The 17,344-nt window shown below is 37.5% G+C and carries 16 protein-coding genes and 1 pseudogene; 3 read left to right on the top strand and 14 right to left on the bottom strand.

Annotated elements, in window-relative coordinates; genetic code table 11:
* Positions 1-9 precede the first annotated feature (9 nt).
* The 4 genes from GMB29_RS26985 to GMB29_RS10280 all read right to left on the bottom strand — a co-directional run bounded on the left by GMB29_RS26985 (position 10) and on the right by GMB29_RS10280 (position 2,133).
* Positions 10-219 carry a hypothetical protein gene (locus GMB29_RS26985; protein ID WP_196305241.1) on the bottom strand — a complete coding sequence of 70 codons (210 nt, stop codon included), beginning with the start codon at positions 217-219 and terminating at the stop codon, positions 10-12.
* Between the two features lie 615 nt (positions 220-834).
* On the bottom strand, positions 835-1,089 hold the full coding sequence (locus tag GMB29_RS27840; RefSeq protein WP_136358327.1) for a hypothetical protein: 255 nt from the start codon (positions 1,087-1,089) through the stop codon (positions 835-837).
* Positions 1,090-1,210: 121 nt separating this feature from the next.
* Positions 1,211-1,687, bottom strand: a complete 477-nt coding sequence (gene gerQ, locus GMB29_RS10285; RefSeq protein ID WP_136358329.1) for a spore coat protein GerQ — start codon at positions 1,685-1,687, stop codon at positions 1,211-1,213.
* Positions 1,688-1,710: 23 nt separating this feature from the next.
* The gene (locus GMB29_RS10280; RefSeq protein WP_227551733.1) at positions 1,711-2,133 is read right to left on the bottom strand and encodes a cell wall hydrolase; all 423 of its coding nucleotides are present in this window, start codon (positions 2,131-2,133) and stop codon (positions 1,711-1,713) included.
* A gap of 780 nt (positions 2,134-2,913) precedes the next feature.
* Between GMB29_RS10280 and GMB29_RS10275 the strand changes: the two genes are divergently transcribed.
* A complete protein-coding gene (locus GMB29_RS10275; RefSeq protein ID WP_155443871.1) occupies positions 2,914-4,188 on the top strand; it encodes an IS110 family RNA-guided transposase in 1,275 nt (424 codons plus the stop codon).
* A 489-nt stretch (positions 4,189-4,677) separates the two neighbouring features.
* Here GMB29_RS10275 and GMB29_RS10270 read toward each other — a convergent pair whose 3' ends face one another.
* The 3 genes from GMB29_RS10270 to GMB29_RS10260 all read right to left on the bottom strand — a co-directional run bounded on the left by GMB29_RS10270 (position 4,678) and on the right by GMB29_RS10260 (position 7,383).
* Positions 4,678-5,232, bottom strand: coding sequence for a CBO0543 family protein (locus tag GMB29_RS10270; RefSeq protein ID WP_136357564.1), 555 nt, complete (start codon positions 5,230-5,232; stop codon positions 4,678-4,680).
* Positions 5,233-5,857: 625 nt separating this feature from the next.
* Positions 5,858-6,280, bottom strand: a complete 423-nt coding sequence (locus GMB29_RS10265) for a hypothetical protein (RefSeq protein ID WP_136357562.1) — start codon at positions 6,278-6,280, stop codon at positions 5,858-5,860.
* 524 nt (positions 6,281-6,804) lie between these two features.
* Positions 6,805-7,383 (bottom strand): YitT family protein, encoded by a 579-nt coding sequence (locus GMB29_RS10260; RefSeq protein ID WP_136357560.1) that lies wholly within the window; start codon positions 7,381-7,383, stop codon positions 6,805-6,807.
* 55 nt (positions 7,384-7,438) lie between these two features.
* Here GMB29_RS10260 and GMB29_RS10255 point away from each other — a divergent pair, with 55 nt between their 5' ends.
* Complete coding sequence (locus tag GMB29_RS10255; protein WP_155443870.1) at positions 7,439-7,588, top strand: hypothetical protein; 150 nt, start codon at positions 7,439-7,441, stop codon at positions 7,586-7,588.
* A 367-nt stretch (positions 7,589-7,955) separates the two neighbouring features.
* Here GMB29_RS10255 and GMB29_RS10250 read toward each other — a convergent pair whose 3' ends face one another.
* Positions 7,956-8,252, bottom strand: coding sequence for a hypothetical protein (locus tag GMB29_RS10250; protein ID WP_136357558.1), 297 nt, complete (start codon positions 8,250-8,252; stop codon positions 7,956-7,958).
* A 692-nt stretch (positions 8,253-8,944) separates the two neighbouring features.
* On the opposite strand from GMB29_RS10250, the gene GMB29_RS10245 reads away from it, so the two are divergent.
* Entirely contained in the window at positions 8,945-9,496 is a 552-nt protein-coding gene (locus GMB29_RS10245; RefSeq protein WP_136357556.1) for a DJ-1/PfpI family protein, read from the top strand.
* A gap of 555 nt (positions 9,497-10,051) precedes the next feature.
* Here GMB29_RS10245 and GMB29_RS10240 read toward each other — a convergent pair.
* The 6 genes and pseudogenes from GMB29_RS10240 to GMB29_RS10210 all read right to left on the bottom strand — a co-directional run.
* Positions 10,052-10,317 (bottom strand): annotated as a pseudogene (locus GMB29_RS10240) (aldehyde dehydrogenase family protein); the annotation flags it as partial.
* Positions 10,318-10,459: 142 nt separating this feature from the next.
* Complete coding sequence (locus tag GMB29_RS10230) at positions 10,460-11,944, bottom strand: sodium:solute symporter family protein (RefSeq protein ID WP_136357552.1); 1,485 nt, start codon at positions 11,942-11,944, stop codon at positions 10,460-10,462.
* Positions 11,941-12,132, bottom strand: coding sequence for a DUF3311 domain-containing protein (locus tag GMB29_RS10225; RefSeq protein WP_136357550.1), 192 nt, complete (start codon positions 12,130-12,132; stop codon positions 11,941-11,943). The genes GMB29_RS10230 and GMB29_RS10225 overlap by 4 nt, the downstream gene beginning before the upstream one ends.
* A 242-nt stretch (positions 12,133-12,374) precedes the next feature.
* The gene (locus GMB29_RS10220; protein WP_136357547.1) at positions 12,375-13,799 is read right to left on the bottom strand and encodes an amino acid permease; all 1,425 of its coding nucleotides are present in this window, start codon (positions 13,797-13,799) and stop codon (positions 12,375-12,377) included.
* A 51-nt stretch (positions 13,800-13,850) separates the two neighbouring features.
* Entirely contained in the window at positions 13,851-15,035 is a 1,185-nt protein-coding gene (locus tag GMB29_RS10215; protein WP_136357545.1) for a Glu/Leu/Phe/Val family dehydrogenase, read from the bottom strand.
* A gap of 611 nt (positions 15,036-15,646) precedes the next feature.
* A complete protein-coding gene (locus GMB29_RS10210) occupies positions 15,647-17,116 on the bottom strand; it encodes an aldehyde dehydrogenase family protein (protein WP_136357576.1) in 1,470 nt (489 codons plus the stop codon).
* Between the last annotated feature and the right edge of the window lie 228 nt (positions 17,117-17,344).

The following is a 17,344-nucleotide window of genomic DNA, read 5'->3' as shown; positions in this document are numbered from 1 at the left end:
TGAATGAGATTATACGAACCAAGATAGCAGCTGCTGTTTCGCATTTACGTTTGAAAGACCAAATTCATTGTTAAAACAAAACTCAACAATTTTTTTCACATCTATCGTTTTTTGATTATGTTCTTGATTCTCAATGTCTGGATTGTTCTCTATATAAGGAATAATAGCTTTTTGTTGTTGTTTTTCTTTTTTATTTTCTTTTTGTCCACGTATCGTCAAATTCTTCACATTCCGTATCTAGATATGTATCACTTTCACCTTCCTTACCCAAAGACAATTCCGGGCTCACAAAAAGAGTCATATAGACTACGAATTTCCAGTTTATGAATGGAATCCAAAACATATGTATAAGATAGGTATCCTCGACATCTTTTAATTCGGAAAAAATGCAATCCATAACCGGTTTCCCGCCCTTATGCAGGTTATCTCTCCCCTAGTTTTTAATAGTGAGTTCTCTTGTTTCAGGATTGTAACAAATCAACTTGTGATGCCTGGTGAATCGTTCCATTAACGAATGAACACTCTCAATCGAATAACCCAAATCAAACGCCATTTGTTTTATACGTAGGTTTTTTACCTTTTAAAATATCTTCCATCTGCTCATTAGTCCAATTCCTTGTTGAAGGTTCCAGTTTTATATCCTTTTCTTTTCTTGCTTCCAAAAATCGTTAACTCCTGCTGCTCTTCTTTTTGAAAATCTTTTATCCTAAAGATATCTTTTATATTCTTCTTTTGTTATTGTACGGTTTTCAATCTTTTCTTTTAATTTTCTTTGTTGGGTCCTATTCAATGATTTGAATGGTGCAAGCTTAGGTGTTAAGTCAAGTTCTGCTTTCAAGCCTTTGTTTTTGTAGCCAACTCATGCGCTTTATTAATAGTCTTCTCACGAATTAGTTTACCATTTTTCACAAACTGCGGTGCAAATGGAGCTGCGATTAGAGCTGGACCAATGATGCTTTGTAAGAGACTGGCTTGTCTCTTCTCATCTGTTAACTTATTGCCAAACATATCCTTACCAGTGTTATACTCGCTAAAGCCGTTGGCAGATACAAGTCCATAAATGCCCATTTCTGCTTTTTCGTGAAACAATGTGACGGTTCCAGCGTTTGCAAAAATAAAAGAACCGTCCCTTTGTTTCCTGGTCAGAACGAATAAAAACCCTCTCTATTTTCCAAAAAGAAAGTAAGAGGGTTTTTAACGTTCTACAAACTCACTCCGATGTCGTCAGGGACGCCTGAACTTCCGGGTTAATTTCCGCTAGAGGATAGTTAATTTGTTCATCGAATTCTACCCAGTCAAGATTTGCCATCATGAGCAGGAAGCGTTTACCGCTGGCCGGGTCGCTGATGATGAGGTGGTCACGGCCAGCCGTTTCTACGCGTCCGCGGTAAACCATCGCATTCCATTTGTCGTTACCTTGGTAAGTAAAGTAGAATGTCCCGATCTTACCTTTGTTGAAGCGCAGGATATTTTCAATAAATGATTCTTCCATCGTGCCTGGCGGAAGTTGCTGCCCAGCAGTTCCCAGCGGGACCACTGGGGCGGCAAATGACTGTCCAGAATGCATAGGCATAGTTGCCGGGAAGCCGCCATTTTGTTGTTGTGGGGCACCAGCCCGCATCATAGAAGATGGGTAAAAACCAGGATAATAATTGATTGGATAATAACTAGAATCTCCATAAGTCATGTGAAGATCAGCTCCTTTTTAATTTATCTGTAAAACTCTGTGCAGTAGCCCGGTACAGCCACATAGAAGCAATGATTCTTGTGCGCAAAATCGAACTGCGTCATCGGGGATCTTGGCATCGTGGGGGAACAAGGAGCTCGGAATTTTTTCCCCGGACTGGGGTTAAAAAACCACAAATTCATTCTCGCTCGAGGTTCCCTGTGACCATGCAACAAATTCCTAGCCCTCTGGAGGTCAGCTTCATTGGGACGTTGTGTATATAATGTTCCATTTAAAACGGGCTCGAAGTGAGGAATCCCAGTTTCAGGAACGGTTTGATAGATCGCATGTCTGATATTGCGCAACCCTCTGAAGTCAGGAGCACAGTCAGCCTCGACACGATTGGCCACAACCGATCCCACCATGCTCATCCCTTGCGCCCCTTCACCGACCGCTTCCGCCAGCATGAGCCTCGCTAACTCCTCCACATCACGTGAAGTATGTTTTATTCGTCTACTCATTTTCTCACCCCTTTTGCCTATACTCTTAACTTATTGTCTAAAGTTGGTTTTGGTAACTTGCCTATCAGCCCAAACTACGGAAATGCATCCACAACGAAAAAATAAGTTTTATTTGAATACTTAATGAATCAATGTAAATAAGTATTTATATCTAAAAATTATGGCTTTTAGACAACACAAATATTTTTATGAAATTGTAATGTCACTATAGGATTTATTTTCGCACCTTTTTTAAGTGCTATTTTGCACATATAACGTTAAAACCCAGCTACCTTCACATGAGAAGATTAACTGGGTTTTAACGTTATTTGCATCCAATTATTTATAGATCTATTCGAATCCAACTAGTAAAAAATAGACTATTCATTCTTCAGCAATCGCGCACTTTAATAAAATAACAAAAATAGAAACACAGATGCAAATAAGCTTATTATTTTCAACTAACGCCACCCGTTACTTGAATAAGACCTGACCTAGTGAAGCCTTTTAAGGTTTTTTGTTCATCCCATATGTACATATATCTATTACGAAATTGAAAATGAACATCTCAGATTTAAGATTGTATTTTACGTATTACTTCCCTCAGTAATCAGTATTCCTCAACTAACCTGACCGTTAGAATTCCTGTAGATTATTAATTATCAACTTTGAAAAAAACAGGGCCCCTCAGTAAGATTTGAGTATAGACACCACTCTAACTCAAAACCTTAAGGAGGAAGCCCTTATATGAAGTTTAAAATGCAAGACAAACAAAATCAACTAATTGAGAGAATTTCTGATAAACACCTTGTTGTTGGTGTTGATATTGCCCAAGAATTACACGTAGCTAGAGCTGTGAATTTCCGTGGAATAGTAGTCGGAGACCCTCTTACATTTGAAAATAATGAAGATGGTTTTGCAAGATTACTACAATGGATTAACCAATTAATAACCAAAAAAGGATTTGATTCTACAATAGTTGGTATGGTACCTACAGGACATTATTGGATTAACCTATCAAAATGGCTATTTGCTCAAGATATTGAAGCTGTAACTGTTAACCCCCATCTAGTGAAAAAAAACAAGGAAAACAGGGATAATACCCAATCCAAAAGTGATAAAAAAGATGCTCTTGTTATTGCTGATATGGTCAAAAATGGTTACTATTCCTTTATTCGTCCTACTTCAAAAGCCTTTGAAAAACTCAGAGTGCTAATGTCCAACCGGGATATGACGGTTAAAAGACTAGTCAGTACTATCAATCAAATTAACCGATGGGTAGATATTGTATTCCCTGAACTTCGACAGGTATTCAAAGATATTAAAGGGAAAGGTGCAATCGCCACTCTTCGCTTATTCCCTACACCAAATGAACTTCGTTCAATGAAGGCACCAGATATCGTTAAAGGTTGGAAAACTCAAATGAAGAGACAACCTGGGTTAAAAAAAGCACATCAATTAATTGAATTAGCTAAGCATTCAGTGGGAACGCGACAAGCACTTGATGCTTATAAACTACACCTTGAACAATTAATTGAAGAGTTTGATCTAGCAACAGCTCAACTTGAACGAGTTGAAAAGGAAGTCACTGACGTTCTTAAACGAATTCCTTACGCAAGAAAGTTACTTGCCATTAAGGGGATTAGCGAAATTGCACTTGCAGGTATTTTAGGAGAAGCAGGAGATTTAAGTGGATTTGCACACGGTAATTCCTTATTGCGTCATGCAGGATTACATCTGGCAGAGGCTAGTTCAGGTAAATGGAAAGGTCAAATTGTCCTCTCAAAACGTGGGAGATCTCGTTTACGTCGATTTTTGTACTTAGCAACTATGAGTCTAGTCATGAACAACCCTGATTTTAAAGAGCTGCACGCTAACAATGTTAAAGTGAAAAAAATGAAGAAAATGAAATCGATTATGAAATTAGTTCATAAACTCGCAAGAGTTTTAGTTGGAATGGCCCAAAAAAATGAATCTTATCGTCCCCACAAAGTACAACCAATAGCTCAAATGGCTGCATAACTTAAACCAGAATACATTATTTAATGTACTAATATATAAACTAATAGCTTTAAGATTAATATTTTCGAATATTGGCTTATTCGTAGGATCTCAAAGAAAGTACGAAGTACCGGATTTATTGTGCAAAAGGGCTCTGACCCGTTCCGTTAGAAAGACCGGCCTCTACCACTTGGATAGGTGTGACGAAGGAATGAGAGGGCAATTGACCCGTTGAGACATGGGAGCGAAAACCTCCAAGGGGAGCGTGGAGAATGCGTACATTATATGGAAATTATTGGAGTTATTACTACCTCCTTTATTTAAGTACGCCTTCATGTAGCCAAAATGGTCAAAACTCATTCAATTAATCCCCTACTATTCTTTCAAGTGATTTGAAATCCTGCGAATAAGTGAGTATTCGAGAGATAATCGTATCTAACTGAGGGAGCACAATAAGAAAATGCGAAACCTCCTTATTGAAGTATCGCACCATTTAGTTAAAATATATAATCACGTGAATTTTTTATGAACTCCTATAATTTTTTCAACTAACAATTTTATTGAAATTCCAATTAAAATATAGATTGGAAAGGAGTATATATGTTTCCATTTTAGTTCTTTATAGAAATTTATCCATTCGCTTAAGGGTTCTAAAATAAAAGAAAAAAAAGCCGACAATATAATAGCAGCAACTAAAAACGCCTTCCATTTAGAGAAATATTGAAAGATTAACATATAAAAGAATGGAAATAATGAAAAATTAATTGGGAGTAATGGTGTACATAAGGCTAATAAAGTATTGGGATAATACCACATTGAATAATTCCATCCAAGAACATCTAGAGATGATGTAATTATTATCACAAATAAACCGAATAGTAATATTTCTAAAATTCTCTTTTTATCCAAAATTTTCCACCATAAAATCCAAGGAACTATTGATAAAACTAATAAAGTCCACCATTCTCCTGTAAAAACAAAATTATTTTGCCAGTCTTCAATCATCATTTGATTTAACTCAAGACTGTGTTGTAGCAATTCAAGCTGTTTTTGACCTTCTTTCAAAAAATCACCTTCAATCTGCTGCTATCTGCATACATATTCTCCTACAAACAGCTTGTCTATACCTGTCAAAGTTAGGTCTTCAACTAAACTGCACCGTTAACTTAAGTACATTACTTCACAATTAAATCCAATCCCTAACTCTTTGGAAATTGATCTAATACCCATATCTTCCTTTTAGTATAAATTAATCGCTTTTAGCTTAATTTCTTTTGTATAGGTTGTTCTAATATTTCCCATAAAAAATCCCCTTCATAGAAGACAGTACAATCCTTTCTTTTAACTGTCCACTATAAGGGGATAATAACAAAATGAAGATCCTTTTAACTACTACTTTAAATTAGAAACTAAAATAAACCTAATAATAATTCATTCTTTCCAAATTGGTATGCCGTTCTCCTCTTGGAGTATAATTTTATTCCTAATCTCTTCGGTTTGTTACTGTGACGTAACCTTGGTATTTCAAAAGGAGAGCAATCATCACTTTTATGATTGACTCTCCTTTTCTTTTATTATATAAACTTTGGTCATGTTCAGGCACCATAACAATAATAATAGTAATAATAATAATAATAATCAAAAAGAGCCAACTCTTAATAAGTTTAATGTTAGCCCTATTCATCCTAATTTATTGTTGATGATTATTTTGATATTCCATAACAGTGGCTTGTGCCTGATGATATTTTTCTTGTGCTAGTTGAACATCTTTTTGTTCCTGTTCAACTTGTTGTTGTGCTTGTTTTACTAGTTGTTGTGCTTGTTGTAACTGTTGGTTTTCCGTTTGTACCAGTTGCTGTGCTTTTAGTAATTGTTGATTTTCTACTTGTAACTGTTGGTACGCCTTTTGAACATCCTGTTGTAATTTTTGCAATTGTTGCTGTTCCTGAGGATTAGAAGTTTGAATACTTTGTAATTGCTGTTGTACTTGTTGAACAACTTGTTGTGCTTCTTGCATTTGCTGGTGGCCTACTGCTTGTTCTACTGCTCGTTGTGCTTGTAGCACAGACTGGGAAACTTGTGGTAATAGCAACTGTTGATTTGGTTGTGACATAAAACAAAAGCCTCCAATAATTATTGTTTGAACTTAAAATGCTCTATAATTATTGTGCTCATAAAAGATTTTTCTATGCTATAACTCAATTGAATTAGGGTAAACTTTGGGTAAGCAACAATCTACTTAATAACTTGGCACTCTCTAATCCATCGATTAAACAAACAACATATCTATAAAAATTTTTTTGAAATAGTCGTCCTACTCCATAGCCTAGTAATGCAAAGATAAGATAGACAAAGATGTAACCAAGACCACTGCTATTTGCACAAATTAAGATTGTAAATTCAAAGCTCAATGTTATTGAAGTGTTTCATCTTCAAGAACCTAATAAGAAAAGTTAATAAATTATTAAAACCTAAGTGTCAACCTAATTTTGCTTCTGAAATTTGGCAAGATGAAAATAGAATTGAGATACCTAAGAACACTATAGCAGCAACTAATGGTAATTATTTTTTTATCCTCCATTTTTAACTCCCTTATTAAACTTTGTTATAAAAGCATATTACCTAGAAAATCATTTTTCAACCATTAGCAACTTTACTTGTAAAAATACTAGTAGTTAGTCCGACTGTAAGTATCGTTATTATAGAAAGTTGAAGAGTGTCAGATGATAATATGAGACCTCCAGAAAGAATTACAAGCGCATCTATTATAAAAATTAAAATCCCTACATTAACACCTGTTCTATCGGAAAGAAATTGGGCCAAAAGGTCTGTTCCACCTGTACTTGTCCTAAAGCGCAACATAATGCCTATACCTAGCCCAACTAAGATCCCCCCCATAATCGAACTGTATATAGCTTCAATATGGAGAAGAGTATCGTTGGGTTTTAAAATATCTATAAAAAAGGAGGAAATAACCATACCATGTAAACTATTGTAAAAATAATCTCTATAATAAAACCATGCAATTAGAAATATTGGGATACTTAAAAATATAATCATAAGTCCTGCTTTAAATCCCCATACATAGTAACATATTAATCCTATGCCAATAATACCCCCATCTAATATCTCGTAGGGTACTAAAAAAAGATTTATTCCTAAAGATAATAAGATGCTACCTAAAACTATAATCATACTTTTCTTTAGGAAATACATAGAACCCCCCCAAAAATTGTACATATATAAATCATATGTAATATTGGAGCCGAACATGTGGACAAGGTTATTAAAAAGTCTTGAATTTAATGAGGTATTAATAGAATATGGTGGAAATATTTTCAAAGTTAATAAAAGTGATGATCATCATATTCAATATTTAGAAGTTAAAAAACTACACAATAAAATAAACTTAACAGTATAAATAAAGAGCTTGGAGGAATTTCTTTCCAAGCTTTTTGTAATTGGTTATTTAACTGGTTTTTCACTTATGCCAGATATTCACTTACTCGGAAGGTCATACGTATTTCACATTGAATAACACATATATGAGTTTAAGTAAAATGAGGGTGAACAATCTATGAAGGTAAATCAAAAAGCATCCATACGAAGTATTTTAAAAGTATTGGGCTAAGAAGGAGTAAAAACAGAAGATGTGGCTAAAAATGACTCTTTTAGGAAATAAGCAAAAGAGCCAATCTCTTTTATGTTTTAAGAAATTGGCTTTTTTGCTTTTTTTAGTATAAATATCAATTAATAATACTTTACAATTCGTTAGTTAGTCATCTGAATTACTCGTCTTTTCTATTTTCATCACCTATATCTTCTGGATCTTCGATTGGATCTTCTGGATCTTGATCTGCATCTTTTTCATCGTCTTTAAACATGTTATCATCTTCATCAACGCCAGGAATGTTTTCTTCACCTTCGATTATATCATCGGCGTTGTTGTCATTATTATTTGCTCCGTTTTCATCACCACCATTGTTATCATCTGGCGGTGCCGGATCTGGATCTACATTACATCCTACTAACATCATCACAGATAAAAATATACTCGTTAGCATGAGAAGCCATTTTTTATTCATGGTCATTCCCCTTCCTTAATTTATGTATGACCTTTTAGGTCTTTAATTATCGTTCCCCATATGGATGAAATTATGAGTAATTTGTGCAAATGAAATAAAAATCTAATAGAAGTCTTTTCAAATGGAGCCTTACATAAAGAATAAATAAAGATACCTCCCAATTAATATCAGAAGGTATCTCAAAAAGGAAAAAATCATGAACTTTTGGTTTCTCATGCGTTAATTAGTATGTTCATTACTTATTGAAGATATACTAATTGTTTATAATTTAATAGCTGACTAATACTTCAAAATCTAACATCTATATGAACCTAAATATCCATTTTTGATTGGAAGTCTTCTTCCATTAAACTGCCCTATAGTTAACAGTCTTAATTAATAAGAGATTTAAGTTTGACGATAAGTTATGACACTTAATCATTACTTTATAAGTTTATAGAAATTTATTGTTAGTCCTCACTATTTAGATATGTTCAAGTGATACTCCGATTATTGGATTCTCACAATATTATAAAATGCCAAATAGGGTATTCTATCGGGATGTTAACTAAACAGATGTTTTAGTAATCGACATATGGATGTTTCTTTAACAGGAAATCGTATAGAATTGTTGAATTTAATAAATGAAAAGACAACATGAAAGTAATAAACATTTTTAACTGTTAAAATTATTTTTTATGGAGGTTATGTTCATGAGTAAAAAAGTACTGATTGTTACTGGGGATGCTGTAGAGGCGCTTGAAATTTTTTATCCATATTATCGGTGTCTTGAAGAAGGATTTGACGTAACGATTGCTTCCCCTTCTGTAAAAAAACTACAAACAGTAAGTCACGACTTTATAGAAGGAATGGAAACATATGTGGAAAAACCTGCTTATGGCATTGATTCTCAAGTAGCTTTTGCTAATGTGATTCCTTCGCAATATGACGGTTTGATTATTCCTGGAGGACGAGCACCTGAATATATTCGCTTGGAGGAATCGTTACCGAAAATTGTCCGTCACTTCTTTGAGGAAAATAAGCCTGTTGGTGCTATCTGTCATGCGGCACAAGTGCTTACTATTGTCCCGGATTTGATGAAAGGCCGGGAGTATACAGCATATATTGCTTGTAAGCCTGATGTGACTGCATGCGGCGCTACATATATTAATGAAACATTACACACACATCAAAACCTTGTTTCTGGTCATGCGTGGCCAGATCTACCTGGGTTCATGCGTGAATTTATTAATTTACTGAAATAAGACGAGTTTCTCTACGATATCCTGGTACAAAAAGCAGCAAATCAAAATGTTGGTGGTACCACCATTAGAAAATATAAAAGATAAGTATTGTTTATTCTTTCATGAGGATTTATTGTCGTAGAATAATCCTTTCCAAGTTCAATGGAAAAGTAAAAAATATACTCGACACAGATCCTCGATGGCAAAATTTTTGTTTCAGACCCTGATGGAAAGCCAGATTTTGTAGCCATTATCTATACTCAGGATTAAAAGAATCTGATTTGATAATGGTTTTACATTGAAGACATTGATATAAAGTATTTAAAAACCCAATTTCTCAGTGTTTTACATGGGGAATTGGGTTTATTAATTGTGCCCTTTTGTTGAAGATTGTTTTATATTTAAACTCCGTTAACTTAATGTGTTTTTTCTTTCATACATGAAAGCAGTGGATATTCGGCTGGATTTTTATCATTCTTTATACTTTTTGGGCAAATATCTCATTTTCATTCCTCATAATTCAGTTGTAAAAAAAATATATCTTTCAAATTTACAGCTAAAGAGCACTAACCATTCTTAGTCTAATGCTCTAATATAAACACTCCATAATATGATGAGCGGCTGCCGTGCTTCAGCCGCAAAATATTCGAGGATACTTACTGCACGATTGGCTTCCCCCATCCCTCCTGATAATGGTTTTCCCTCTTCTTTGATTAGATCCCGCCCTATTTCCTCTATGTTTTCTTTCAAAATAGCCGCAGCCTTTTGTAAATATATTGCCCTTTGTTGAAAGGAGATTTTTTCCAAGCGGGAAATGCAGCTTTTGCAGCAGCAACCGCATCGTGTAGATCAGCTGACGCATTGGATGGGAATTCCTCGAGGCTTTCTCTGTTATGTGGACTAGATTCTCACTATATTCCTCTGTTGATGGTGCTTTCCATTTGCCATTCTTCATATCCCCCTTTACCCTAACCTTCAAAAAATTTATCTAGCTATATGACTAATATCAGCCTCTTCCTCCACCCTATTAACTGATTTCCTTGTGACTGCACTTACACCTAATGTCACAACAATATTGATGATGATGACGGCTAATCCTAAATCTATATCCTTTATTTCTTGCGGAAGAGACGGGAATAATGTTGCAAGTGACGTTTCCGTAACAGTTGAATAGAAGACGATTATAATTCCAGCAATCATTCCGGCAAATGCCCCCTGAACGGTTGCAGGATTCCTCTTCCAAAGACTAAAAAACAGGGCAGGAAATAGCTGTACCATAAAGCTATAAGACATGAGATATAGCGTAAAAATGGAGTCGCCACCATTAAATGTAAAGTAAAGTGTCACCAAAGCAATGACAGGCACGAGCATTCTGCTTAGCTTTGTCAGCTGTTGATCTGTTGTATTTGGTTTCCATACTTTATAGATGTTCTTAGACAGAATCGTTGCCGTTGCTGTCAATACTAATGAACTTGGGATAAGGGCGGCCATTGCTCCTGCTGCTCCAATCACACCAACGAACCAAGGATCAAAAGACATTTTAGCCATTTTAAACAAAGCTAAATCTGCATCTGCCCCATTTAAATCTGGAACTTGAATAATAGCGGAAAAGCCGATAAGCAAGGAAAAAACGATGATAATCTGATAAATAGGCATGACTCCTGCATTCAGACGCAGTGATTTTGCACTTTTAGCGGAGAACACCCCTGCCAGCATATGTGGAAACATGTAAAATGCAAGTGCCGTCATGATCGTGGCAGAAACAAACCACGAGATACTCAACCCTTGTTCAGGGAAGATTAAAAATTCATTTTTTGCTTCATTGATCGCTTCAAACATTGGCTGTACTCCACCGTAGTAATGAAGCGGAAAATAAATTCCCATAAAGACGACCACAGCCAAGATCAAAATGTCTTTAATAATAGCTGTCCATGCGGCCCCATGCATCCCTGATGCCGATACATAAATCGTGATCGCAATAACCCCAACTACGATTGCCATGTTGGGTGAAATCGAACCATAGGATGCTTGGGATACAATAATTCCCAACCCTTTTAACTGCATCACCAAATACGGAATAATGGCAATCACACTTATGATGGCGACGAGAATGCCGAGAGCCTGGCTATTATACTTTTTTTCATATAAGTCTGATTGGGATATGACATTATTTTTCTTCGCATACTTCCAAATGGGCGGCAACAGCCAGTAAGCGATTACAAAATAGAAGCAATTAAAAGCGTATAGGGCGGCGGGAATACCAGATCGATAGGTACCGCCACTTGCTCCTAGAAAGGTATAGGTAGTAAACATTTCACCCGCTAACAAAAAGAACATTAAAACACTTCCAAAACCACGTCCCCCGACAGACCACTGCTCCATCGTCATTTCTTTCCCTTTACGAGCCTGCAGTCCTAACCATATACACAAAACGAGGAAAAAGAGGATGACTAGGAGGGCTGCATTCATAATTCTTCCTCCTCTTTTGAGTCATCAAATTTATTAGCAATGATCAAAAATAGAGATGTCAGAAATACCCAGCATATTCCCCAGAAAAGGACAAATGGCAAGCCAAGTACATAGGGTTCCACCCGATTGATGACAACAAGTGACCCCAAAGCTGGTATAGTCGTTAATACAAAAATCAACTTTTTCATCTTCCACCATCCTCATTTAGAATACTTACTTGTATAAAGCGAGACTTCCATCAGCGGTGGTTTTCTTTATCCCCCACCTTCGCTTTTTTGTATCATTCAACTCAAGCCTAGAGGTGGGGTATTACTGCCCGTTAATATGGGATAACTGACTGGTATACCCGCCCCGTCATTCTTTTGGCTGCAACATTTCTATTAAATCTCGATTTTTAATAGCTTTCCTCATCTAAACCATCGCAAATCGATTACACGATTTTATCGGGCTGCCCTTCTGTTACGATTGTTGAATCGATTTTCTTTCTGGAAAATTTAAAATAGTAAAAGACATAACAAGCTGCAACAAAGCCGAATCCGATATACAATGATGTCCGCTGTGCCGGATCGAAAGCGGTAAACACGACGATACCTACGCACATGATGAGGCAGCCAATTGGAACGAGAGGGAAGAAAGGAACTTTAAATGTTAAATCCTCCAGCTTTCCGCCATCTGCTATATAATGTTTACGGAATTTATACTGTGCTAACGCAATCGCCATCCACGTAACCACCCCTCCAACACCACTGATCGCAAGCAGCACCACAAATAATGTTTCCTCTGCTATGACACTGGTAAGCAGGGACAGCAAGGCAAAGGCGAGCGTCACGAGCAAAGCGTTCATCGGCACACCCCGCTTGTTTACCTTTCCGAATAAACGAGGAGCCTGCCCGCTTTGTGAAAGGGAAAAAAGGATTCTTGTACAAGCAAACAAACCTGTATTTCCCACCGAAAGAATGGCTGTTAAAATAACGAAGTTCATGATATCAGCTGCATAAGGAATACCGATCATATCGAATACAGTGACAAATGGGCTTTCGAGAACCCCTGCTTCTTTCCATGGAACAATGGCTGATAAGACAAAAGTTGCGAGTACATAGAAAAGCAAAATACGGAAGATGATACTCTTGATTGCTTTTGGGATACTCTTTTCGGGATCCTCTGTCTCACCTGCTGCTACTCCCATAATTTCCGAACCCATAAAAGCATAGACGACTGTCATCATCGAGATAAATACGCCAATGAATCCTGTTGGAAATAATCCGTCACCGATAAAGTTTGAAAGCAGCGGGGCAGATTGTCCCTTTAAAGGAACCAATCCGAACATCGCTGCTCCGCCAATCACGATAAAAAAGAGGACAGCAAAGACTTTAATGGCAGAGAACCAATATTCCATCTCGGCAAAGCTTCTTGTTGTCAAAGCGTTTATACCGAATAAAAGCAAGGTGAAAACCGCACACCATATCCATACTGGTACATTTGGAAACCATCTGGCCATCAGCAAACCTGCCGCAATAAACTCAAGCCCTACGTAAATAGCCCAGCTCAACCAATACGTCCAGCCGATCATAAACCCGGAGGCAGGGCCGATAAATCGCTCTGCATGAGCCTGGAATGAACCTGAGACCGGCATCACGACGGATAGCTCGCCAAGACAAACCATGACCATGTACATAAGTAAGCCCCCTGCCAAATAGGCAGTTATGGCTCCCATAGGTCCGGCTTCACCGATCGCATATCCGGACCCTATGAAAAGACCTGTTCCAATGACTCCACCTACGGAAAGCATAAATAAATGTCGACTTTTCATCGAACGTTTTAATTCTTTTGGTTGACTCCCTTGTTCTGGCTCCATCCAATCCCCCCTGTATTTCTTCTATCCTCATGAAAGACTTAATAGAAATAATTATCCGTTTACCCGAGCAGCTGCCTTTTCGGAAGGATCCGCAAACTCTACTAAATCGCTGACTTCCGGTTTGAAAATTTCATAAGCAACGTCTCGCTGATACCTGTTTTGTTTCTTTGCATCCGAAAATAGTTGATAGGTATTTTTTCGGCATAGCTTTTCAATATCATCAATCACAGCCTGAGGGTCCGGTTTGACCAGTCCAAAAATAACGGCATCATAAAACCTTATTGCCCCCAGGTTCGCAACAAAATCGTTAACGATGTCAATTCCTCTTTGTCTGATGATTTCGTCTCCTTTAGAAGAGATTGGAATATTGGCAGCTTCAACAATTAAGCTTGCTTTCACAGTATCAGCATTAGACTCATTTATAACGTCCTCTAATGCACATGGGATGACAATATCGCAGTCCATATCAAGCCAGTCCGCGTTTGGCCTTACCGTATAGGTTGGTTCAAAATGGGCTTGATCCATTTCTCCATATACATTCTTATGGTCAATGAGCTTTTGAACATCTAATCCTTCTTCACATGTGACGAACAAGTTCGCATCCGAAATTCCGACGATTTTATAACCTAATTGAGACAGTTTCAATGCGCAGCTTGCCCCTACACAACCGAAGCCTTGGATGATAACCTTCGCTCCGTCTTTGCCATTTTTAAATTTCCAGGCTTCATCTGCCGAAAAGGCAACGCCATATCCTGTGACAGCATCATTTAACAGCAATCCGTCGATTCTTGTTTTCATCAGTCGATCAAAATCCTTTATCCCTTGAAGGACAGCAGGATCTTGTTTCATTGACTTCGTCAGCGGGATATCTATGCCAAATTCGTTAAAGATTTTGAGCACATCCTCGTATTTCGTCCCTAAATCACTGCCCAATGAAACACCGATATCAATATAAGGCATCATGGCAATTAAAAATCTTCTTAATACTGCATAGGCATCAGGAGCTTTGTAATCATAAGAAATACCTGCTTTACATCCCCCGGTCGTTCCGCTGTCACAAGCTACATACTTATAAGCCATGGCCTCGGCCAATCTAATAACCTCTTCCTTTGTCACTGACGGATGCATTCTCGTACCGCCGCCTGTATAGCCTTTCATGAAGTTATGAACAACAAGCCACCCTTGCGCATCTGTTTCCGTATCATTCCACTCGACAACTAAATATGGTCTAGACAATCCAATCCCCCCTAATAACTTCACGACTTTCATAACTTACTGCAATCCGTGTATAACACTTTCTTTAATGAAAAATGGCTAGATTGCTAGTCTCCAAATTAGAAAAAACATTTCTTATTGTACGATTCGTTCTGTACGAAATTTTTCACTCCCGCAAATTTTTTAAGCGACCTCCTCATTTCCCCATAAAATTCTTAACCCTCTCTAATTTAAGCGCTTTCAAAAAAGTGAGAAGTCCATCGATTTGTCTTGTCGTTATCTCTTTTCTATAAGAAACTCCTCTTACATCTAATATTGCAACATTTGTGCCACCATTTTTGTGATACAATATCGGTTACTGATAAGGTTTATAAAAATAAAAGTGAGTGCCATTGTGTTCATTGAGTTTCTGAAAACTCACTAGAATGTGTTCCATCCTAAAAATAAGGAATCACTACGTCTCGGCAAACCTAATTTGAGCAATAACGATGGGCGTTCTTAGTAACCTTAAAACGTTTCAAATCTATTCATTTAGGGAAAAGCTGAGTCAGCAATAGTAGTAAACTCCAACATAAAACTCTCTTTGCAAGAAAAGCTTGCAGAAGATGACCTGCAAGCTCTTCTTTTATTCCCTATTCAAACCAATGAATCGGCTTCGGAGCCAGATTAATGTTGATCTGTTTCGTTTCCTGATATTCATCCAATCCATACGTACCAAGGCTTCTGCCGATACCACTTTGTTTGTAGCCGCCCCACGGGGCTTGAATATTCGTAAGGTGGTAGGCGTTCACCCATGTGATGCCAGCTCTAACTTTTTTGATGACACGCAATGCTTTGTTTTGATCTGTAGAGAAGACAGCGCCTGCAAGGCCAAAGTCTGTATCGTTGGCAATCTTGATTGCCTCTTCTTCATCTTTAAACTTTTGGATCGCAACAACAGGACCAAAGATTTCTTCTCTGACAATCCGCATGTCGCTTGTTACGTTCGTAAAGATGGTTGGTTCAATGAAAAATCCTTTTTCTAAACCATTTTTCTCGATTCGATTGCCGCCTAGAGCAAGGGTTGCACCTTCTTCTTTTCCAATTCGAATGTAGTCTAGTATGCTTTCGAGGTGCTGTTCACTGACTATGGCTCCCATCTGGGCGTTCTTGTCATTTCCAGGACCAACTCTTATTCCTTTTGCTTTTTCTACATATTTTTTTACAAATTCATCGTAGATCCCCTCTTGGACAAGAATGCGGCTTCCTGAAGAACAAACTTGCCCAGATCCCATGAAAATGCCAAACAAGGAGTAATCAACGGCTGTTTCCAAATCTGTATCATCAAAAATGATGTTCGGGGATTTTCCTCCCAGTTCAAGAGAAACTTTTTTCATATTGCCTGCTGCGGTCTGCATGATTTGGCGGCCGACTCCTGTGCTTCCAGTAAAAGAAACGATATCCACATCATTGCTTTCAGCGATCGTCTGGCCTACAACCGATCCAGCTCCCATGATGAGGTTAGCTGCCCCTTTTGGCAGATCGGTCTCATTCATCAGCTCAAATAATTTTACCGCAGTCATCGGCGTAATTTCTGCCGGTTTTAAAAGAATGCTGTTACCTGCCGCTAATGCTGGAGCAATCTTCCAGACACTCATCAATAATGGAAAGTTCCAAGGAACGATCAATCCAGCAACACCCATCGGTTCTTTTACGATCAATGTCTGCATATCAGAGGATGCTTCATATGCTTGACCATTAGGCATATTGAGCAGTCCAGCATAATAAATGAAAGTGCCTACTGCCTCTTCAGCATCTGATTGGGCCTCTCTTCTCGTTTTGCCGTTATTTTGTACTTCCAGCTCTGTTAACTCGTCAATGTTTTCCTGCAATTTATCAGCAATCTGAAGTAAAACTGCCGCTCTTTCTTGTGGAGAACGGTCAGACCAGACGCCGCTTTCAAACGTTCTCTTCGCTATTTTGATGGCTTCTTCTGTTTCTACTTTTGTTGCTTTTGGGGCTCTGGCAATAACTTCCTGTGTAGCAGGATTGATGATCGTAAGTTTTTTCGGGTCACTTGATTCGATCCATTGTCCATTTATATAGTGTTTCAATTCTTTTATCATACCTTTGTTTCCTCCCTACTTGTCAGCTTCCATTCTAGCAATGCGGAAATCAAGGGTGCAGTCATACAAATACAGCCTTGATTTGCAGCAATTACATAATTTCATCCAGCAATACGGTAAAATAGAGCCAATTTCTATTAGACTGTTTTCGCAAACTTTGATGCTTTTTACGTAGATAGAATTGGCGGGCATATGAAGGAATTATGACCAACAGTATTAAAAGAT

The sequence above is a fragment of the Metabacillus sediminilitoris genome (genome assembly GCF_009720625.1).
Lineage (GTDB): Bacteria > Bacillota > Bacilli > Bacillales > Bacillaceae > Metabacillus > Metabacillus sediminilitoris.
This window is presented reverse-complemented; position numbering and strand designations above follow the sequence as displayed.